This window comes from Pseudomonas sp. G(2018), assembly GCF_005502415.1.
Classification (GTDB): Bacteria; Pseudomonadota; Gammaproteobacteria; order Pseudomonadales; family Pseudomonadaceae; genus Aquipseudomonas.
In genome coordinates, this window is sequence record NZ_SCOO01000004.1 from 43,856 (window position 1) to 60,554 (window position 16,699).

18 protein-coding genes are annotated in these 16,699 nt (G+C 60.3%); 11 read left to right on the forward strand and 7 right to left on the reverse strand.

Annotated features, from left to right (window positions below):
• The first annotated feature begins 2 nt into the window (after window positions 1-2).
• From FFS64_RS05225 to FFS64_RS05235, 3 genes are all read left to right on the forward strand, one after another.
• Window positions 3-680 carry a response regulator transcription factor gene (locus FFS64_RS05225; protein ID WP_095196442.1) on the forward strand — a complete coding sequence of 226 codons (678 nt, stop codon included), beginning with the start codon at window positions 3-5 and terminating at the stop codon, window positions 678-680.
• 125 nt (window positions 681-805) lie between these two features.
• Window positions 806-1,255, forward strand: coding sequence for an LTXXQ domain protein (locus FFS64_RS05230; protein ID WP_137804478.1), 450 nt, complete (start codon window positions 806-808; stop codon window positions 1,253-1,255).
• Window positions 1,256-1,404: 149 nt separating this feature from the next.
• On the forward strand, window positions 1,405-2,748 hold the full coding sequence (locus FFS64_RS05235; RefSeq protein ID WP_137804479.1) for a HAMP domain-containing sensor histidine kinase: 1,344 nt from the start codon (window positions 1,405-1,407) through the stop codon (window positions 2,746-2,748).
• A 44-nt stretch (window positions 2,749-2,792) separates the two neighbouring features.
• Here the strand turns inward: FFS64_RS05235 and FFS64_RS05240 are convergent, their stop codons facing one another.
• Window positions 2,793-3,359, reverse strand: a complete 567-nt coding sequence (locus FFS64_RS05240) for an NAD(P)H nitroreductase (protein WP_137804480.1) — start codon at window positions 3,357-3,359, stop codon at window positions 2,793-2,795.
• A 121-nt stretch (window positions 3,360-3,480) separates the two neighbouring features.
• Between FFS64_RS05240 and FFS64_RS05245 the strand changes: the two genes are divergently transcribed.
• The gene (locus FFS64_RS05245) at window positions 3,481-4,935 is read left to right on the forward strand and encodes a TrkH family potassium uptake protein (RefSeq protein ID WP_137804481.1); all 1,455 of its coding nucleotides are present in this window, start codon (window positions 3,481-3,483) and stop codon (window positions 4,933-4,935) included.
• Here the strand turns inward: FFS64_RS05245 and FFS64_RS05250 are convergent.
• A complete protein-coding gene (locus FFS64_RS05250) occupies window positions 4,892-5,953 on the reverse strand; it encodes an AraC family transcriptional regulator (RefSeq protein WP_218571077.1) in 1,062 nt (353 codons plus the stop codon). The two genes, FFS64_RS05245 and FFS64_RS05250, sit on opposite strands and share 44 nt — an antisense overlap.
• Window positions 5,954-6,112: 159 nt before the next feature.
• On the opposite strand from FFS64_RS05250, the gene FFS64_RS05255 reads away from it, so the two are divergent.
• A complete protein-coding gene (locus FFS64_RS05255; protein ID WP_137804482.1) occupies window positions 6,113-6,424 on the forward strand; it encodes a DUF962 domain-containing protein in 312 nt (103 codons plus the stop codon).
• An 18-nt stretch (window positions 6,425-6,442) separates the two neighbouring features.
• Complete coding sequence (locus tag FFS64_RS05260) at window positions 6,443-7,033, forward strand: HD domain-containing protein (protein WP_137804483.1); 591 nt, start codon at window positions 6,443-6,445, stop codon at window positions 7,031-7,033.
• A gap of 57 nt (window positions 7,034-7,090) precedes the next feature.
• Here the strand turns inward: FFS64_RS05260 and FFS64_RS05265 are convergent, their stop codons facing one another.
• Complete coding sequence (locus FFS64_RS05265; RefSeq protein ID WP_137804484.1) at window positions 7,091-7,906, reverse strand: UDP-2,3-diacylglucosamine diphosphatase; 816 nt, start codon at window positions 7,904-7,906, stop codon at window positions 7,091-7,093.
• Between the two features lie 135 nt (window positions 7,907-8,041).
• Between FFS64_RS05265 and FFS64_RS05270 the strand changes: the two genes are divergently transcribed.
• Entirely contained in the window at window positions 8,042-8,800 is a 759-nt protein-coding gene (locus FFS64_RS05270; RefSeq protein WP_137804485.1) for an AraC family transcriptional regulator, read from the forward strand.
• 76 nt (window positions 8,801-8,876) lie between these two features.
• Window positions 8,877-9,770 (forward strand): DMT family transporter, encoded by an 894-nt coding sequence (locus FFS64_RS05275; protein ID WP_137804486.1) that lies wholly within the window; start codon window positions 8,877-8,879, stop codon window positions 9,768-9,770.
• Here FFS64_RS05275 and FFS64_RS05280 read toward each other — a convergent pair.
• The 4 genes from FFS64_RS05280 to recQ form a co-directional block, all read right to left on the reverse strand.
• The gene (locus tag FFS64_RS05280; protein WP_137804487.1) at window positions 9,764-10,051 is read right to left on the reverse strand and encodes a SelT/SelW/SelH family protein; all 288 of its coding nucleotides are present in this window, start codon (window positions 10,049-10,051) and stop codon (window positions 9,764-9,766) included. The two genes, FFS64_RS05275 and FFS64_RS05280, sit on opposite strands and share 7 nt — an antisense overlap.
• Window positions 10,052-10,117: 66 nt before the next feature.
• A complete protein-coding gene (locus FFS64_RS05285) occupies window positions 10,118-11,605 on the reverse strand; it encodes a FimV/HubP family polar landmark protein (RefSeq protein WP_137804488.1) in 1,488 nt (495 codons plus the stop codon).
• A 127-nt stretch (window positions 11,606-11,732) separates the two neighbouring features.
• Window positions 11,733-12,167: a MarR family transcriptional regulator gene (locus tag FFS64_RS05290; RefSeq protein ID WP_095196424.1), complete on the reverse strand. Its 435-nt coding sequence runs from the start codon at window positions 12,165-12,167 to the stop codon at window positions 11,733-11,735.
• A 119-nt stretch (window positions 12,168-12,286) separates the two neighbouring features.
• Window positions 12,287-14,413: a DNA helicase RecQ gene (recQ, locus tag FFS64_RS05295; protein ID WP_137804489.1), complete on the reverse strand. Its 2,127-nt coding sequence runs from the start codon at window positions 14,411-14,413 to the stop codon at window positions 12,287-12,289.
• 393 nt (window positions 14,414-14,806) lie between these two features.
• Between recQ and FFS64_RS05300 the strand changes: the two genes are divergently transcribed.
• The 3 genes from FFS64_RS05300 to lapG all read left to right on the forward strand — a co-directional run bounded on the left by FFS64_RS05300 (window position 14,807) and on the right by lapG (window position 16,696).
• The gene (locus FFS64_RS05300) at window positions 14,807-15,394 is read left to right on the forward strand and encodes a YecA family protein (protein WP_007984167.1); all 588 of its coding nucleotides are present in this window, start codon (window positions 14,807-14,809) and stop codon (window positions 15,392-15,394) included.
• 10 nt (window positions 15,395-15,404) lie between these two features.
• Window positions 15,405-15,800 (forward strand): YbaN family protein, encoded by a 396-nt coding sequence (locus FFS64_RS05305; RefSeq protein WP_137804490.1) that lies wholly within the window; start codon window positions 15,405-15,407, stop codon window positions 15,798-15,800.
• Between the two features lie 188 nt (window positions 15,801-15,988).
• Entirely contained in the window at window positions 15,989-16,696 is a 708-nt protein-coding gene (lapG, locus tag FFS64_RS05310; protein WP_137804491.1) for a cysteine protease LapG, read from the forward strand.
• The last annotated feature ends 3 nt before the right edge of the window (window positions 16,697-16,699 follow it).

Here is a 16,699-nt window from a genome sequence, read left to right on the forward strand (position 1 = left end):
TCATGAGCGAGCTGTTACTGATTGATGATGACCAGGAGCTGTGTGAGCTCCTGAGCAGTTGGCTGAGCCAGGAAGGTTTCCAGGTGCGTGCCTGTCACAATGGCCAGAGCGCCCGTCGTGCATTGGCCGAAACCTCCCCGGCAGCCGTGGTGCTGGATGTCATGCTGCCGGACGGCAGCGGCCTGGAACTGCTCAAACAACTGCGCAGCGATCACCCGGACTTGCCGGTACTGATGCTTTCGGCCCGGGGCGAACCGCTTGACCGCATCCTCGGACTGGAACTGGGTGCCGACGATTACCTGGCCAAACCCTGTGATCCCCGGGAACTGACAGCCCGCCTGCGCGCCGTGCTGCGCCGCAGCCACCCGGCGGCGGTATCCAGCCAGATGGAACTGGGCGATCTGTGTTTCAGCCCGGTGCGCGGTGTGGTCAGCATCGACGAGCAGGAGTTTACCCTCACCGTTTCCGAAAGCCGTCTGCTTGAAGCCCTGCTCAAGCAACCCGGCGAACCTTTGGACAAACAGGAACTGGCGCAGATCGCCCTCGGCCGCAAGCTGACCCTGTACGACCGCAGCCTCGACATGCATGTGAGCAACCTGCGCAAGAAAATCGGCCCGCACCCCGATGGCCGTCCGCGCATCGTGGCACTGCGCAGCCGCGGTTATTACTACAGCCTGTAGGTTTTGTCAGGTCCGCGGAAAATCATCTTTACCCAAGCTTTACGCTCCGCTGACCGCAGCTGACCTTGATCTCCGTAATCTGTACTCATCCGGAACGTACCGGGAATGAGACAAGGAGATTCACCATGCGCAAGACTCTTATCGCTCTGATGTTCGCCGCCACCCTGCCGACTGTTGCCATGGCCATGCCCGAAGGCGCCGGTCCTATGGGTGGCCCGATGGATGGAGGGCGCCACGGAGGTCAGATGCACGGCATGCACGGCAAAGGCCCCTACAGCCAGCTGGACCTGAGCCGCGAACAGCGCGAGCAGATCCGCAAAATCATGGGCGATCAGATGCATGAGCGTAAGCAAGTGGTCGACAAGTACCTGGAGAAACTCTCGCCAGCCGATCAGAAAGCCATGAAAGACGAGATGGCCGCCAACCACAAGAAAGCCGAAGCTGATGTGCGGGCGCTGCTGAAACCGGATCAACAGAAGAAATTCGACGAGATCCAGAAAAAACGGGCTGAACATCGCGCCGAATGGGCCGAGTTCAAGGCGTGGAAAGCGCAACAGGCGCAAAAAGCGCAATAATGCGTTAACCCGGGCCCAACGGCTGAACACCGTTGGGCCTGATACCACTCAAATTATTGTGGGAGAGAGCCTGTGTGGCGAGGGGATAAATCCCCTCGCCACACAGGCTCTCTCCCACAAGGATTTGCATCGGCTTTAGAGGATTTTCTGTGCGCTCATTGTTCTGGCGTATCCTGGCCAGCTTCTGGCTGGCCATCGCCCTGGTTGCAGGGCTGTCCATTTTGCTTGGGCACATGCTCAACCAGGATGCGTGGATTCTCAGTCGTCACCCAGGCCTCAACACCCTGCCCGAACAATGGACGCAAACCTATGAGGCCCAGGGCGAAGAAGCCGCCCAGGACATTTTGGAACAGCGCAAACGCCAGTATCACATCGACGTTCAGGTACTCAACGAAAGTGGCGATCCGGTGGTACGCGGCACCTTCCCACGCCGCGCTGCAGCCTTCGAAGCGCGCCAGAACAATGATGATCGGCGCTTGCCATGGCGGCGTCTGACCGCTGAATACACCAGCGAAAAAACCGGCGACACCTATCTGCTGATCTACCGCATCCCCCACCCGGAACTCGACGCCTGGCACCGCGAAAGCCTGCTCTGGCCATTGAGTGCGCTGGGTATCGCCCTGGTGGTACTGACCTTGTTCAGCCTGTTGGTGACCTTTTCCATCACCCGTCCGCTCAGCCGTTTGCGCGGGGCGGTGCATGACCTGGGGCAAACCACTTACCAGCAGAACAGCCTGGTCAAACTGGCCAACCGCCGCGACGAATTCGGGGTGCTGGCCAATGACTTCAACCGCATGGGCGCGCGTTTGCAAAGCCTGATCGGCAGCCAGCGGCAACTGCTGCGGGACGTGTCCCACGAACTGCGTTCGCCCCTCGCCCGCCTGCGCATTGCGCTGGCCCTGGCCGAACGAGCTACACCGGAAGAACGGCAAAAACTCTGGCCACGCCTGACCCGTGAATGTGACCGACTCGAAGCGCTGATCAGTGAAATCCTGGTATTGGCTCGGGTTGATGCCGACAACGCCAGCGCCGAAGAGGTGGACCTGAATGCGTTGCTCACCGGGCTGCAACGGGATGCACAACTGGGTTCGCCGGAGCAGAACGTTCGGCTTGAAGCCGAGCCGCAACTGAACCTCAGAGGCTGGCCGACCATGATCGAGCGCGCTGTGGATAACCTGCTGCGCAATGCCCAGCGCTTCAACCCGGAAGGCGGGCAACCGATTGAAATGCAGGCGTTGCGCCAGGGTGAGCGGATTGTGGTGACCGTCCGTGACCATGGTCCGGGGGTCAATGCTGAACATTTGAATCAGCTTGGGGAGCCGTTCTATCGGGCGCCCGGGCAGACCGCAGCCGGGCACGGTCTGGGCCTGGCCATCGCCCGCCGTGCGGCGGAACGGCATGGAGGGAGTCTGGTGCTGGCCAATCATCCGGAGGGTGGGTTTATTGCCAGTCTGGAATTGCCGTTGGTGCCGGGGGCCATCACCCAACCCTGACCCCTTGTGCGAGCAAGCCCGCTCCCACATTTGGACGGCGGTACTCAGGCTTTACCGGGCCAGGCGCTGACGAATTCCGCCAGATCCACCTTCTCAGCTACACGTGGCTCCTTCTGCGGCGTGCCGAGGTAAAGGAACGCAATCACTTTCTCCCCTTCCGCCAGCCCCAACCCTTTAGCCACATGCGGCGAATAGGCCAGATCCCCCGTACGCCACACCGCACCAATGCCTTGTGCATAGGCCGCCAGCAAGATCCCGTGCGCCGCGCAGCCAGCCGCCAGCATCTGCTCTGACTTCGGATACTTGACGTGATCCTGCAACCGGGCAATCACCACGACCACCAAGGGGGCGCGCAAAGGACCGTTGCGCGCCTTGTCGAGGGCCGCTTCGGTCACTTCGCTGTCCTGCAGCTTCGCCGCTTCAGCCAGTAACTCGCCCATCTGCTCACGCGCTGCGCCTTCGACGGTCAGGAACCGCCACGGCTGCAAATGACCGTGATCCGGTGCCCGCATCGCTGCGGCAAACAGCACTTCGCGCTGCGCTTGAGTAGGTGCCGGTTCGATCAGGCGCGGGACGGAAACACGGTTGAGCAAAACGTCGAGAGCCTGCATCGGCCACCTCCTGAAAAAATTGTGCGGCTATTCTAGCTGTAACTACCGTGGCAATGCCCGTTTACATGCCCTGCCCCACAGGTAGAATGGCGCCCTTCCTTACTACAGCCGAGCGGATTACATGGCGTTGCCGACCTTGCGTCTCATTGGTTTCATCATCGGCATCTTCCTGATAACCCTGGCCATCGCCATGGTCGTGCCCATGGCCACGCTGGTGATCTTCGATCGCACCGGCGACCTGCCGTCGTTCCTCTGGGCCAGTATGATCACCTTTGTCGCTGGTCTGGCGCTGGTCATTCCGGGGCGCCCCGAGCATGTCCACCTGCGGCCGAGGGACATGTACCTGCTGACCGTCAGCAGTTGGCTGGTGGTGTGCATCTTCGCCGCGCTGCCGTTTTTATTGACCCAGCACATCAGCTACACCGACTCATTCTTCGAAAGTATGTCCGGCATCACCGCCACGGGGGCGACGGTACTTAATCACCTCGACGACATGTCTCCCGGCATTCTGATGTGGCGCTCGTTGCTGCACTGGATCGGCGGCATCGGCTTCATCGGCATGGCGGTCGCGATCCTGCCACTGCTGCGCATCGGTGGCATGCGGCTGTTTCAGACCGAGTCGTCGGACCGCTCCGAAAAAGTCATGCCCCGTTCGCACATGGTGGCGCGGTTGATCGTGGCGGCCTACGTCGGCATCACCATTTTCGGCAGCCTGGCGTTCTGGTGGGCCGGGATGAGTCCATTCGATGCGATCAATCATGCGATGTCGGCGATTTCCACCGGTGGCTTTTCCACCTCGGACCTGTCCCTGGCCAAGTGGACGCAACCGGCCGTGCACTGGGTGGCCATCGTCATCATGATTCTCGGCAGCTTGCCGTTCACCCTGTACGTGGCGACCCTGCGTGGCAACCGCCGTGCGCTGATCAAGGATGAACAGGTTCAAGGCCTGATCGGCATGTTGCTGGTGACCTGGCTGGTGCTGGGCACCTGGTATTGGTGGACTACCCAGCTGCATTGGCTGGAGGCGTTGCGGCATGTGGCGCTGAACGTGACCTCGGTGGTGACGACCACCGGTTTCGCCCTGGGGGACTACAGCCTTTGGGGCAACTTCTCGCTGATGCTGTTCTTCTATCTGGGCTTCGTTGGCGGCTGTTCGGGGTCGACCGCCGGCGGGATCAAGATTTTCCGTTTCCAGGTGGCCTACATCCTGCTCAAGGCCAACCTTAACCAGTTGATCCACCCGCGCGCGGTGATCAAGCAGAAGTACAACGGTCACCGTCTCGATGAAGAGATCGTGCGTTCGATCCTGACTTTTTCGTTCTTCTTCGCTATCACCATCTGTGTGATCGCGCTGTTGCTGTCACTGCTCGGCGTGGACTGGATGACCGCCCTCACCGGCGCGGCCAGTACCGTGTCCGGCGTCGGCCCGGGCCTGGGCGAGACCATCGGCCCGGCCGGCAACTTCGCTTCGCTGCCGGACGCCGCCAAGTGGATTCTCTCGTTCGGCATGCTGCTGGGCCGATTGGAGATCATTACGGTGTTTGTGTTGTGTATTCCGGCGTTCTGGCGTCACTGACCGGCGCAGGCATCTGCATCAACCGCACCCGGTACTCACCAGGTGTGGTGTCGAACCAGCGGCGGAAGGCGCGGAAGAAATTGCTCGGATCGGCGAAGCCCAGCAGGTAGGCAATTTCCAGCAGTGTCATGGCCGGTTGCACCAGATACTGCTCGGCCAGTTCTCGCCGGGTGTCATCGAGCAACGTCTGAAAACTCGTGCCCTCTTCCTGCAAACGTCGCTGCAAGGTGCGTTGTGACAGGTGCAGCGTCTGCGCCACGGCATCACGCTTGGGTTCGCCCTGGGGCAACAAACGACACAGCACCTGACGTGCCTTGTGGGTCACGCGACTCTCGGAAAACCGCGCCAGGTATTCACCGGCAAACCGGTCATGCAGCAGCGCCATGGCCTCGTTGGCGGTCGGTAGCGGTGCTTCCATGTCCGCGCGTTCGAAAATCAACGCATCGTATGGCGCGTTGAACACCAGCGGCGCATGGAAGGCTTGTTTATAGGGTTCGATATTGACGGGTTCGTCACCCTGCACCAGCACCTTACGCGGGTGCAGGGTGCGTCCGGTCAGCCAGCCGCACAGCGCCAGGGCGCACGCCAGCGAGGCTTCGGCACTTTGACGGGTCGGCGGCAAATGATCGCCATGCACCGTCAAAATCAGCGCGTAGCCCTCATCCAGCAGCTGAAAACTCAGATCGGCACTTTCGGCAATGATCCGCTGGTAACGCACCAGGCGCTGAAAGCCCTCGGCCAAGGTCTGGCTGGACATCAAGGCGTAACCGGTTACATGAAACTGCGCAGGTCGCACCACCTTGCCCATGTTCAGGCCAATTGCAGGGTTGCCGGACAGCTCAACCGCACGCTGCCACAGTCGTGTCATGGAATCTTGCGGGAAGCGTGCATCCGGATCATCCAGTGCCGCGTAGTCGAGCCCCAGTTGTTTGAACAGAACCCGGCAATCCAGGCCGTCCATTTCCAGTGCTTTGACAATCCCCATCGCCCAGCTTGCAGAAGTCGTTCGTTCGCTCATTTGGGTTCTTACATGATGAGCCGCATGTCACGGCCAATTTCCGAAGGATACTAAAGTGGCGCCGATTGTCACTGGCTGACGCCTATGATCACTCTAGACTTAAATAAGCTACCCGCAGAACAACTTGCAGTCAGAACAATAACCACAGAGATCGCAGTCGTGGAAAACATCAGACGATTCAACAGCTTCGCTGAGTTTTACCCGTATTACCTCAGTGAGCACAGCAACAGTACCTGCCGCCGATTGCACTTCATCGGCACCACGCTGGTCATTTTCATTCTGGCGCTGACCATCGGCCGAAGCGCCTGGATGCTGTTGTGGGCCCTGCCGCTGGCGGGTTACAGCTTTGCCTGGGTTGGGCATTTCTTCTTCGAAAAAAATCGTCCTGCGACCTTCCAGCATCCCTTCTATAGCCTGCTCGGCGATTTCGTCATGTATCGGGACATGATTCTGGGGCGCGTGCCGTTCTAGATCAAAAGAGGATTGCCGATGAATGCCAATGCCCGTTTCACCCACATGAAGGATGGCACGCAGGAAGACTGGGCGATCATCGCCGCGGATTTCAGTGCCTACGCCCGACAATTGCCGACACGGATCGTGGCGCACCTGAAGCTACTGGAAGGTGATTTCGGCGGCTTCCCGGTGGATCGCCTGACCCACTCCCTGCAAACAGCCACCCGCGCCTGGCGTGATGGTCGCGATGAAGAGTACGTGGTCTGCGCCCTGCTCCATGACATCGGCGACACCCTGGGCTCCTACAACCACCCGGATATCGCCGCAGCGATCCTCAAGCCGTTCGTGAGCGCCGAGAATTTGTGGATGGTGGAGAAGCACGGGATCTTCCAGGGCTATTACTTCTTCCACCACCTGGGCATGGACCGACACCTGCGTGAGCAATTCAGCGGCCATCCGCAGTATCAGGCGACCATCGAATTTTGCGCCAAATACGATGCGGCGGCGTTTGATCCGGCCTATGACACGCTGCCGCTGAGTTTTTTCGAACCGATGATGGAGCGGTTGTTTGCGCAGCCGAAGAACTCGATTTACAAGGCGGCGATGGAGGAGCATTCGCCAGCCTGATAGATCCAGCGGGCTTGCTCGCGAAGAGGCCAGCTCTGACACCACATGCCTAACAGGCTAGACCGGTTCCCCGACCTTCAAAGCCTTCAACTGTGCCTCACACGCCTGGGCATCCGCCAGCCGATACAGCTCGATCGTGCCATCCCAATGCTCAATCAACGCCGTGCACGACTCCACCCAATCGCCACAATTGAGGTAGTCCACCTCGCCGACCTTGCGAATCTCGGCATGGTGAATGTGCCCGCAGACCACGCCATGCAGCTCGCGCTTGACGCATTCATGGGCGATAGCTTCTTCAAAGTCGCTGATGAAGCTGACTGCGGTTTTCACTTTGTGCTTGAGGTACGCCGACAGCGACCAGTAACCGTAGCCATAACGGGCGCGCCAATGGTTGAGCCAGCGGTTGAGGGTCAAGGTGAGTTCGTAGGCGGAATCGCCGAGAAACGCCAGCCAGCGGTGGTAGCGGGTAATCACGTCGAACTGGTCGCCGTGGATCACCAGCAGATGCCGACCATCGGCGGTCACGTGCACCGCTTCGTCCACCAACTGGATGTTGCCCAGGATCAGCTTCGAATAGCGGCGCAGGAATTCGTCGTGGTTGCCGGTGACGTAGATCACCTCGGTGCCGCGCTTGCTCATGGTCAACAGGCGCCGGATCACGTTGGTGTGCGCTTGCGGCCAGTACATGCCGCCACGCAGTTTCCAGCCGTCGATGATATCGCCGACCAGGTAGATTTTGTCCGCGTGATACCCCTTGAGAAACTGCGAAAGGTGTTCGGCCTGGCAATCGCGCGTGCCCAGGTGCACGTCGGAAATCCACAAGGTCCGCACACGTTGCTTACGGCTGGGTTTGGCGAGCTCGGCGCTGGTCATGGGCAACCCTCAGGACAAGTTTTGGCAAGCTTGCGCCAGTCGGGTTAATCGACCATGACAACGGCAAGTCAGTCCTGTGACAACGCGCGCAGCCCACCTCGGTGTAGACTGGCCCCCTTGACCGGGAGACCTGCGATGCGCCCCATCCTCACACTTCGCCAGTACACCGAAGACCTGATCGTCCACAGTCACGAACACGCGCAACTGGTGTTCGGGCTATCGGGTGCCCTGGATTTCGAGGTCGACGGGCGTGGCAGCCAGGTGGTTCAGCAGAGTTTCGTGGTGGTCCCTTCGGGGTTTCATCATGCCTGCGGCAGCACCAATGGCAGCCGTTGCCTGGTGCTGGATGTGCCGGGTGATCAATGGCTTGGCCAGTCCCTGGGCGATCATGCCGAGGCCAGTCGCCGCTTGCTCGATAACGCCGGCCGGTTGTCGCTGAATGCCGGACAAAGCCAGTTGGTCAATTGGCTGGCCAACAGTCCGGTCGATGATCCAGTAATTGCGCAACAAGGCGCGGTCCTGTTGCTGGCCAGCCTCAACAACGCCACGCCCGACAGTGTCGGCGGCCGGCGCCTGCCCTATGCGGCGCTGAATGCGCACATCGACCAATACGCCGCCTACCCGTTGCAGGTGGCGGATCTGGCCCGCGTCGCCGGCCTCTCCAGCGCTCGCTTGCACGCACGGTTCGTGGCCGAATGCGGGCAAACGCCGATGGATTACATCCGCAGCCGACGCCTGCACAAGGCGGTGGGGTTGCTGCGCGACTCTGCCCTACCCATTGGCGAGATTGCCAGTCGAGTCGGCTACAGTTCCCAAAGTGCTTTTGCCGCCGCGGTGCTGCGCGAGTTCGGTGCATCGCCCGGCAAACTGCGGCGCGAGGCTGGCGACAAATAACGCGAGTCTGGCGACAGACACAACGGCGGCGGGCGCGGTTAAATGGCCGGGTTCAATACGTTTACCAAGGATTGCCATGACTCCCCGTACCGCCCTTGGCGCTTTGCATATCGGCGCACTGATGTTCGGCCTCACCGGTGTGTTCGGCAAACTTGCCGCCGCTTCACCGGCCATCATCGTCTTCGGCCGGGCGGCGTTCGCGGTGTTGGCGCTGGCGGTCTTCGCACGCTTGGCCAGTAACACCCGCTGGCAAAAACTCGAAGCCGTTGATTGGCGTCGATTGTTGCTCAGCGGCTTGTTGCTGGCCGGACATTGGGTAAGTTTCTTTATTGCAGTGAAGGTTGCCGGCGTGGCCATCGCGACCCTGGGCTTTGCCAGCTTCCCGGCCTTTACCGTCATCCTCGAAGGGCTGATCTTCCGCGAGCGGATTCGCGCCAATGAAATACTGCTGGTGGTGCTGGTCAGTGTCGGACTGGTACTCGTTACGCCGGAGTTCGATCTGGCCAGCGGCGCCACCACCGGTCTGCTCTGGGCGGTGGTTTCCGGCTTGCTGTTCTCCCTACTGTCTCTGACAAATCGCGCCAGTTCCGCACGCATCCCGCCAGTGCAGGCGGCGTTGTGTCAGAACGTGGTGGTTGCCCTGTGCCTGTTGCCGGTGGCGGCACCGCAATTGAGCGCTGTGCGCACCATCGACTGGCTGTGGATCGGCCTGCTCGGGGTATTCTGCACCGGCGTCGCCCACAGCCTGTTCGTCGCCAGCCTGGCGGTGATCAAGGCGCGGACCGCCGCGGTGGTCTTCGCCCTCGAGCCGGTGTATGGCATCGCCATGGCCTGGCTGTTGTTCAATGAAAACCCGACCCTGCGCATGCTGCTTGGCGGTGCGTTGATCATCGTCGCAATCGTGGTGTCCAGCAGGCTATCAAGCAGCTCGAGCAAGAAAGCCGTTGCCGCGGAAGCAGCGTCTCACTGAGTACGGTCGTTGTGCCCCAGGTCGCGGTCCGGATCGATCCGGTCGCGGACCCGCTGCTTGAGCACCTTCGCCTCGGGGAAACCGCCGTCGGCCTTGCGCTCCCAGATCTGCGCATCGTCACAGAAAATGTGAAAGACTCCTCCGGTGCCGGGCACCAGAGACACCTTGCCGAGGTCGTCGCCAAAGGTACTGAGCAGCTCCTGGGCCAGCCAGGCTGCACGCAACAGCCACTGGCACTGGGTGCAATAGGTAATGACGATTTCGGGTTTTGGCGCGGTCATGATCGGCGAAATTCCTGAGGCAGTGGGCACCATCATGATAACCAAAGCGGGAACGGCGGTGCGGCATTATCCGATGCCGGCCAACAGACTGCGGGCCGTCTGTTTCAATGGCTCATTGGCTTCTTTGAGCAACTCGTTGAGCAGTTCGATGGCGCTGTCCATATCACCGTCATCAATGCAAGTCCGGGCTTGTTCCAGTTTGCCCGCGTTACTGGGGTCGGCCGGACCCAGGCTTGGCGGTTCAAGCTCAAGTGACGATCCTGGCGCCCTGAATTCGTCGAGAAAGCTGTCATCCAGAGGCCGGGAGGCTGGTTCGATTGCCCATTCGATCTCGGGCTGCGGCAGTGCCGGTTCGCTGGATGACGGGGTTTCAAACGGATCGATCAGGTCCCAATTCGCATCCATCGACAGATCATCCAGGTTCAAATGGAACTCGTCGTTGGCAATGGTCTTGGGTATCGGGGCGAAGGGCAATGCGCTGGAGGCCGCGACGGCGAGAAGCTTTTGCGCATCAAACCCGGCATTACGCAGGCTGTTTTCTTGCGTCTGCGCTTCCGGCACATCATTCGCAGGCGCCTCTTCATGCTGAGCGTGCATCGATTGCAGCACCAAAGCGTGCTGTACCGGTTCTGCGCGACTGGACAGCGGCTCATGCGGGGACGGCTGAGCGGCTGCCGATCCGAACGTTGCCTGAACCTGTTGCCGTTGACGGCGACCCCATACGGCCAGCAACAGCAACGCCAACAGCACCAACAGTCCGCCGATCAACAACCAGTCAGTCCCGGGTTCCTCGGCGATCACTGGTACGGGAGTCACGGCAACGGGTGCAGCCGGTTCTGTTCTGGCTTGCTCGACCTCGGCCAATCGGGTTTGCAGCTCGGTCACCTGCTTTTTCTCGACGGCGATCTGCTCATCCTGTGCCTGAAGCTTCGCGTTGAGTTCATCGACAGTTGATTGCAACTGCTGGCTCTGCAAGACACTCGCCGCCAATTGCTCGGCAAGAGGATCCGGCGCGGGTGCGGCGGCAGGTTTTGGCAACGGTTCCTTGGGCACAGGCGCAACGGCGGGCTGGACACTGGAAAAGGCGGAAGCCGGAAGACTGGCCACCGGCTCATCAGCGGCAGGCTCAATGCCCGGTTTTCCCGGGGGATCGATTAAAACCGTGTACTCGCGCAGCAAGCGACCGTTGGGCTGATGGAGCTGCACGAGGAAATTCAGGAAGGGTTCGTTGACAGGTTTACTGGATGTCACCTGAATCAGGCTGCGGTTGCCTCGCAGCACAGGTGTAAATTTCAGGTCGTTGAGGAAGAACACCCGCTCGACACCTGCGCGACTGAATTCCTCTGCCGCCGCCAGGCTGACCGACAGCTCGCCCTCCTCCAGACCCGCGGCATCCACCAGGGCGATGTCGGCGCGTAGCGGTTGATTCAGCGCCGAATGCAGGGTTATTTCACCCAGGCCCAGTGCTGGCGCCAAGGCTGACCAAGTGACAGCAGCACCGGCCAGCAACCACCTGACGCAACCCCGTACAACGACCAGCCGACTCTCAAGCATGAGCATCCCTTAGGTAACCAGAACCAACTTGCACGTGATCGCACATCCGGTACGAACACGATATTGCGCAGTAGTTCTTATAGTCAGCTAAAAGCTGTCTCTCAAAAGTCTGGCCTGGCGTTGTGCCTCAAGATTTTTCCAGGTTGGCCAATATGTGCCCATGAACCCGCATGCAGACCTTCAAATCCGCCTCATCGACGCCTTCGAACAGTTCATGACGCAGTTGGGTGGCAATGGTTTCAATTTGTTCAATCAGAGGAAGCGCGGGAGCACAGAGGACAATCTTTTTCGCCCGACGGTCTTCCAGAACCGATTGGCGTTGCACCAGGCCCTGGCTTTCCAGGCTGTCGAGCAGGCGGGCCAGGGTTGGCCCTTCGACGCCGACGCTTTGCGCCAGTTCACGCTGGGTCGGGGCTTCGTCGAAACGCGCCAGATGCAGCAGCACCAGCCAGCGTGCCTGGGATAGACCGAGGCCAGCCAGACGGCGGTCCAGTTCGGCACGCCAGCCGCGCGACATCTGGGCCAGTTGCATGCCAAAGCGGTGTTGATCGGTTAACGGCATAAAACACTCATGGTTAGACTGAAATAGAGAAATACTAATTATTAGTCAGCTAAGCATGAGCCTCGACTGGAGGCAAGGCCTGTTCTGTACTGAATCGTTACATCAGTGAGACGGGACACTTAAATCTCGAATTCAGACTGCAGCGCGGCCCGAACACAGTACAAGACCCCCTCCGGCACTCGTCCTGCGAACAATGCTGAAATCTCCGCCACCGGCGGCAGCTCGCCTTCTCCGTCGAGGAATGCATCCTGGACTTCCCCCATCAAGTCTTCGGGCAAATCCAGCGCCTGCTCCAGCGACAACTGCTGTTTGCCAATGGCCTCGGCGAGCATGGTGTAGACGTTTTTTTCCGAGCATTGCAACTGACCGGCGATTTGCACCGGTGTCATGCCGGCCCGCGCCAGGGTGATCAGCTCGTGGCGCACATCGGCCACCGGCTTCGGTGCTTCGACCTGACCGCCAAGTACTTCCAGGAAGGCCTCGCCATAGCGTTCCAGCTTGCGCGCGCCGACACCGCTGACCCGGGCCATTTCCGCCAGCGAGGTTGGCTGGCTGCGCAGCATTTCCAGCAAGGTCGAATCGGGGAAGATGACGTACGGCGGCACGCCATGCTCTTCGGCGAGCTTGCGACGCAAGGCGCGCAAGGCTTCCCATTGCTCGCGCTCTTCACCACGCACCAATTGGCTGGCTTGGCTCTTGCTGGTTTTCGCCGTGGTTTGCGCCTTGAGGTCGCGACGCAGTTCCAGGGTCACTTCCCCCTTGAGCAGCGGCCGGCACGTGTCGCTCAAGCGCAGGCCGCCGTAGCCTTCATGATCAACGTCGGCCAGGCCACGGGCCACCAACTGGCGGAACAGCGAGCGCCATTCGCTCTCGCCAAGCGCCTTGCCGACACCATACACCGACAGGTGCTGATGACCGAAACTGCGTACCTTCTCGTTGTCCTTGCCCAGCAGCACATCCACCAGATGCCCCACACCGTAGCGCTGGCCGGTGCGGAAGATCGCCGACAACGCCTGACGCGCAGGCTCGGTGGCATCCCAGGTCTGCACGCCATCGGTGCAGTTGTCGCAGTGGCCGCAAGGCTCTGGCATGTCTTCATCGAAATAGGCCAGCAGGGTCTGGCGACGGCAGCGGGTCTCTTCGCACAACGAGAGCATGGCGTCGAGCTTGTGCTGTTCCAGGCGCTTGTGGCGTTCGTCGCCCTCGGAGTTCTGCAGCATCTGCTTGAGCATCACCACATCTTGCAGACCATAGGCCATCCAGGCATCCGCCGGCAGACCGTCACGGCCGCCACGTCCGGTTTCCTGGTAATAGGCCTCCAGGGATTTCGGCAAATCGAGGTGCGCGACGAAACGCACGTTGGGCTTGTCGATGCCCATGCCGAACGCCACGGTGGCGACCATGATCAGGCCTTCCTCGTTGAGGAAGCGTTTCTGGTGATAGGCGCGTAACTCATTGGGCAGGCCAGCGTGGTACGGCAGCGCCGGGAAGCCTTGTTCAGTGAGGAATGCAGCGACTTCCTCGACCTTTTTGCGCGACAGGCAATAGACGATGCCGGCATCACTGCGCCGCTCGGCCAGGAAGGCCAGCAACTGCTTGCGCGGCTGTTCCTTGGGCACGATGCGGTAAAAAATGTTGGGGCGGTCGAAGCTCGACAGAAAGCGCTCGGCGTTCTGCAGGTGCAGGCGGGTGACGATTTCTTCGCGGGTGCGCTTGTCAGCGGTGGCGGTCAGGGCGATGCGCGGTACATCGGGGAACATTTCCGCCAACTGGCCCAGTTGCAGGTATTCCGGGCGGAAGTCGTGGCCCCACTGCGACACGCAGTGCGCTTCGTCGATGGCAAACAGGGCGATGTTCAGCCCTTGCAGGAAGGTCAGCATGCGCGGTTGGACCAGGCGTTCCGGGGCGAGATAAAGCATTTTCACCTCGCCGCGCCGGATACGGGCCGCCAGATCGCGTTGCTGCTCGGCGCTGAGGGTGGAGTTCAATGCCGCGGCGGCCACGCCCAGCTCTTCGAGGGTGGCGACCTGGTCGTCCATCAAGGCGATCAACGGCGACACCACCACCGCCAGGCCTTCGCGCAGCAGCGCCGGCACCTGGAAGCACAGGGACTTGCCGCCACCGGTAGGCATCAGAACCAGGGCATCGCCGCCACTGGCCACACGCTCAATGATTGCACCCTGGCGACCACGAAAACTGTCGTAGCCGAAGATGTCCTTGAGGACGCGTTGAGCCTGTTCGAGCATAGAAACTCCAAAAATCACCGAAACATCCCTGCAAAGGCTGGTTCAGAACCCGCAATGCTGCACCGACAATTCGTAAGTGTGGATTGCATGACGCTTTACATTTCAGCCGTGACGCCAGCAGGGCATCACAAAACGCGCGAGTATACCCGAGCCCTGAGCGGCAAAGGGCGCCACTGAGAAGACACCCGAATGCGATTGCAATGCAAAACCTGCTCGCGAAAGCGGTGGGTCAGTAAGCGTTGATGTTGAATGTCATGCCGTCTTCGCGAGCAGGTCGAATCGTCGCACCGTCGCTCCCACAGGGAATACGGTGCAAATATGCCGCGCGGCTGGCCCAAGCGCTCAAGAAGGCCTAGAATTCCCGCATCGAATATTCCCCAAGGTAGCCCTTTAATGTCCTTCGCTGAGCAACTAACCCGCCTGCAAGTCTTCCTCGACGCCGATGAACTGCATGACGAGGCGCTGGACTACGTGGCCGCCCACGGCTACCTCACCGCGCTGTCGATCTGTTCCGAAGCCGTTCCCGATCGTGAGTGGATCGACGCACTTTTCGCTGAAGAGCCGCATTACAGCAGCGAAGCCCAGCGCGAAGAGATCGAAGCCACGTTGATCGGCCTCAAGGCCCACATCGCCCGTCAACTGGCCTCCGATGAAGAGTTCGAGCTGCCGTGCGATCTCGACCTGGGCGACGATCCGGACGATTCCGAACTGCGCGGCTGGTGCATCGGTTTCATGGAAGGCGTGTTCCTGCGCGAAGAAGCCTGGTTTGAAACCGCCGAAGACGAAGTCAGCGAAATGCTGCTGCCGATCATGGTCGGTTCGGGCCTGTTCGACGAGCAACCGGAGTTCTCCGACATTGCCGCCGATGCCAACCTGATGGATGACATGATCGTGCAGATCCCGGAAGCCCTGACTGCGCTGTACCTGCTGTGCAACGCACCAGACGAAAAACCGGCGATTCTCAAGCCTCGTCACCACTAAGGTCCTGCCTATGGACAACCCCATAGGCAACCGCCCCCTGATGTTGCGCTACGTGCTGCTGACCATCGGCTGTCTGAGCGTAGCGCTGGGGGTGATCGGGATTTTCCTGCCGGTGTTGCCCACCACTCCCTTCCTGTTGCTGGCAGCCGCCTGTTTCGCCCGCAGCTCACCCCGTTTCTATCAATGGCTGGTTCAGCATCCACGGCTTGGGCCATGGATTCGCGACTATCTCGATGGCAATGGCATTCCGCTCAAGGGCAAGGTCTATACCATTGGCCTGATGTGGATGAGTATTCTGTTTTCCTGTTATCTGGTGCCGACGCCCTGGGCACGCGGGTTCATGCTGACCAGTGCGGTGTTGGTGACGGTTTATATTCTCAGGCAGAAGACGCTGCGCAGGTCTTGACCGCTCTTGATTGGGGGCATATCCGTTTCTTCGGTAATGGCGGCTGACGCTAAGCCTTCGCGAGCAAGCCCGCTCCCACAGTTGGAAGGTGTCCATCCTCAACAAACGATCCCTGTTCGCCGACGACCAGCCCTCCCTCAACCGTAACACCACCTAGACTTCATAAATCCGCACCCGAGCAGCCCGACATGCCTCGCAGTTCGCGTAGTCAAGGATGGCCAACGCCCCGGCTTGGGTTCGGCGGATGGCTGTTGCTGGCAGGTTTTCTGCTGAGCATGCTGAGCAGCGTCCGGGCCGACCGGGATCTCGCACAGATCCTGCAAACCGCCGAGAAACGCTACGGCACCCTCGGCCCGGCCCGGGAGCGAATCGAAGCCTGGAGCCAAATGCTGCAAGGCGAACGCAATGCAACTGAGCGCGAGCAATTGAATGCGGTCAATCGCTTCTTCAATCAGCAATTGAATTTTCAGGACGACACGCGCATCTGGCGTCAGATTGATTATTGGGCCACGCCCGTCGAATCCTTGATCAAGGGTGCCGCCGATTGCGAGGACTACGCCCTGGCGAAATATTTCAGCCTGCGCCGCCTCGGAATTCCCAGCGAAAAACTGCGCATCACCTACGTCAAGGCGCTGACCCAAAACCAGGCTCACATGGTGCTGACCTTCTATGCCAGCCCCACCGCCGACCCGCTGGTACTGGACAACCTTATCGGTGATATCCGCCCTGCCTCGCAGCGCAAAGACCTGCTGCCGGTGTATGCCTTCAACGCCGAGGGCTTGTACCTGCCGGGTGCCAATGGCGGCAAACGCAGCAGCGATTCGAAAAAACTGTCGCGTTGGCAAGACGTACTGCAAAAGATGCAGACTGAAGGCTTCGCCGTGGGCGATGGCTGAAGA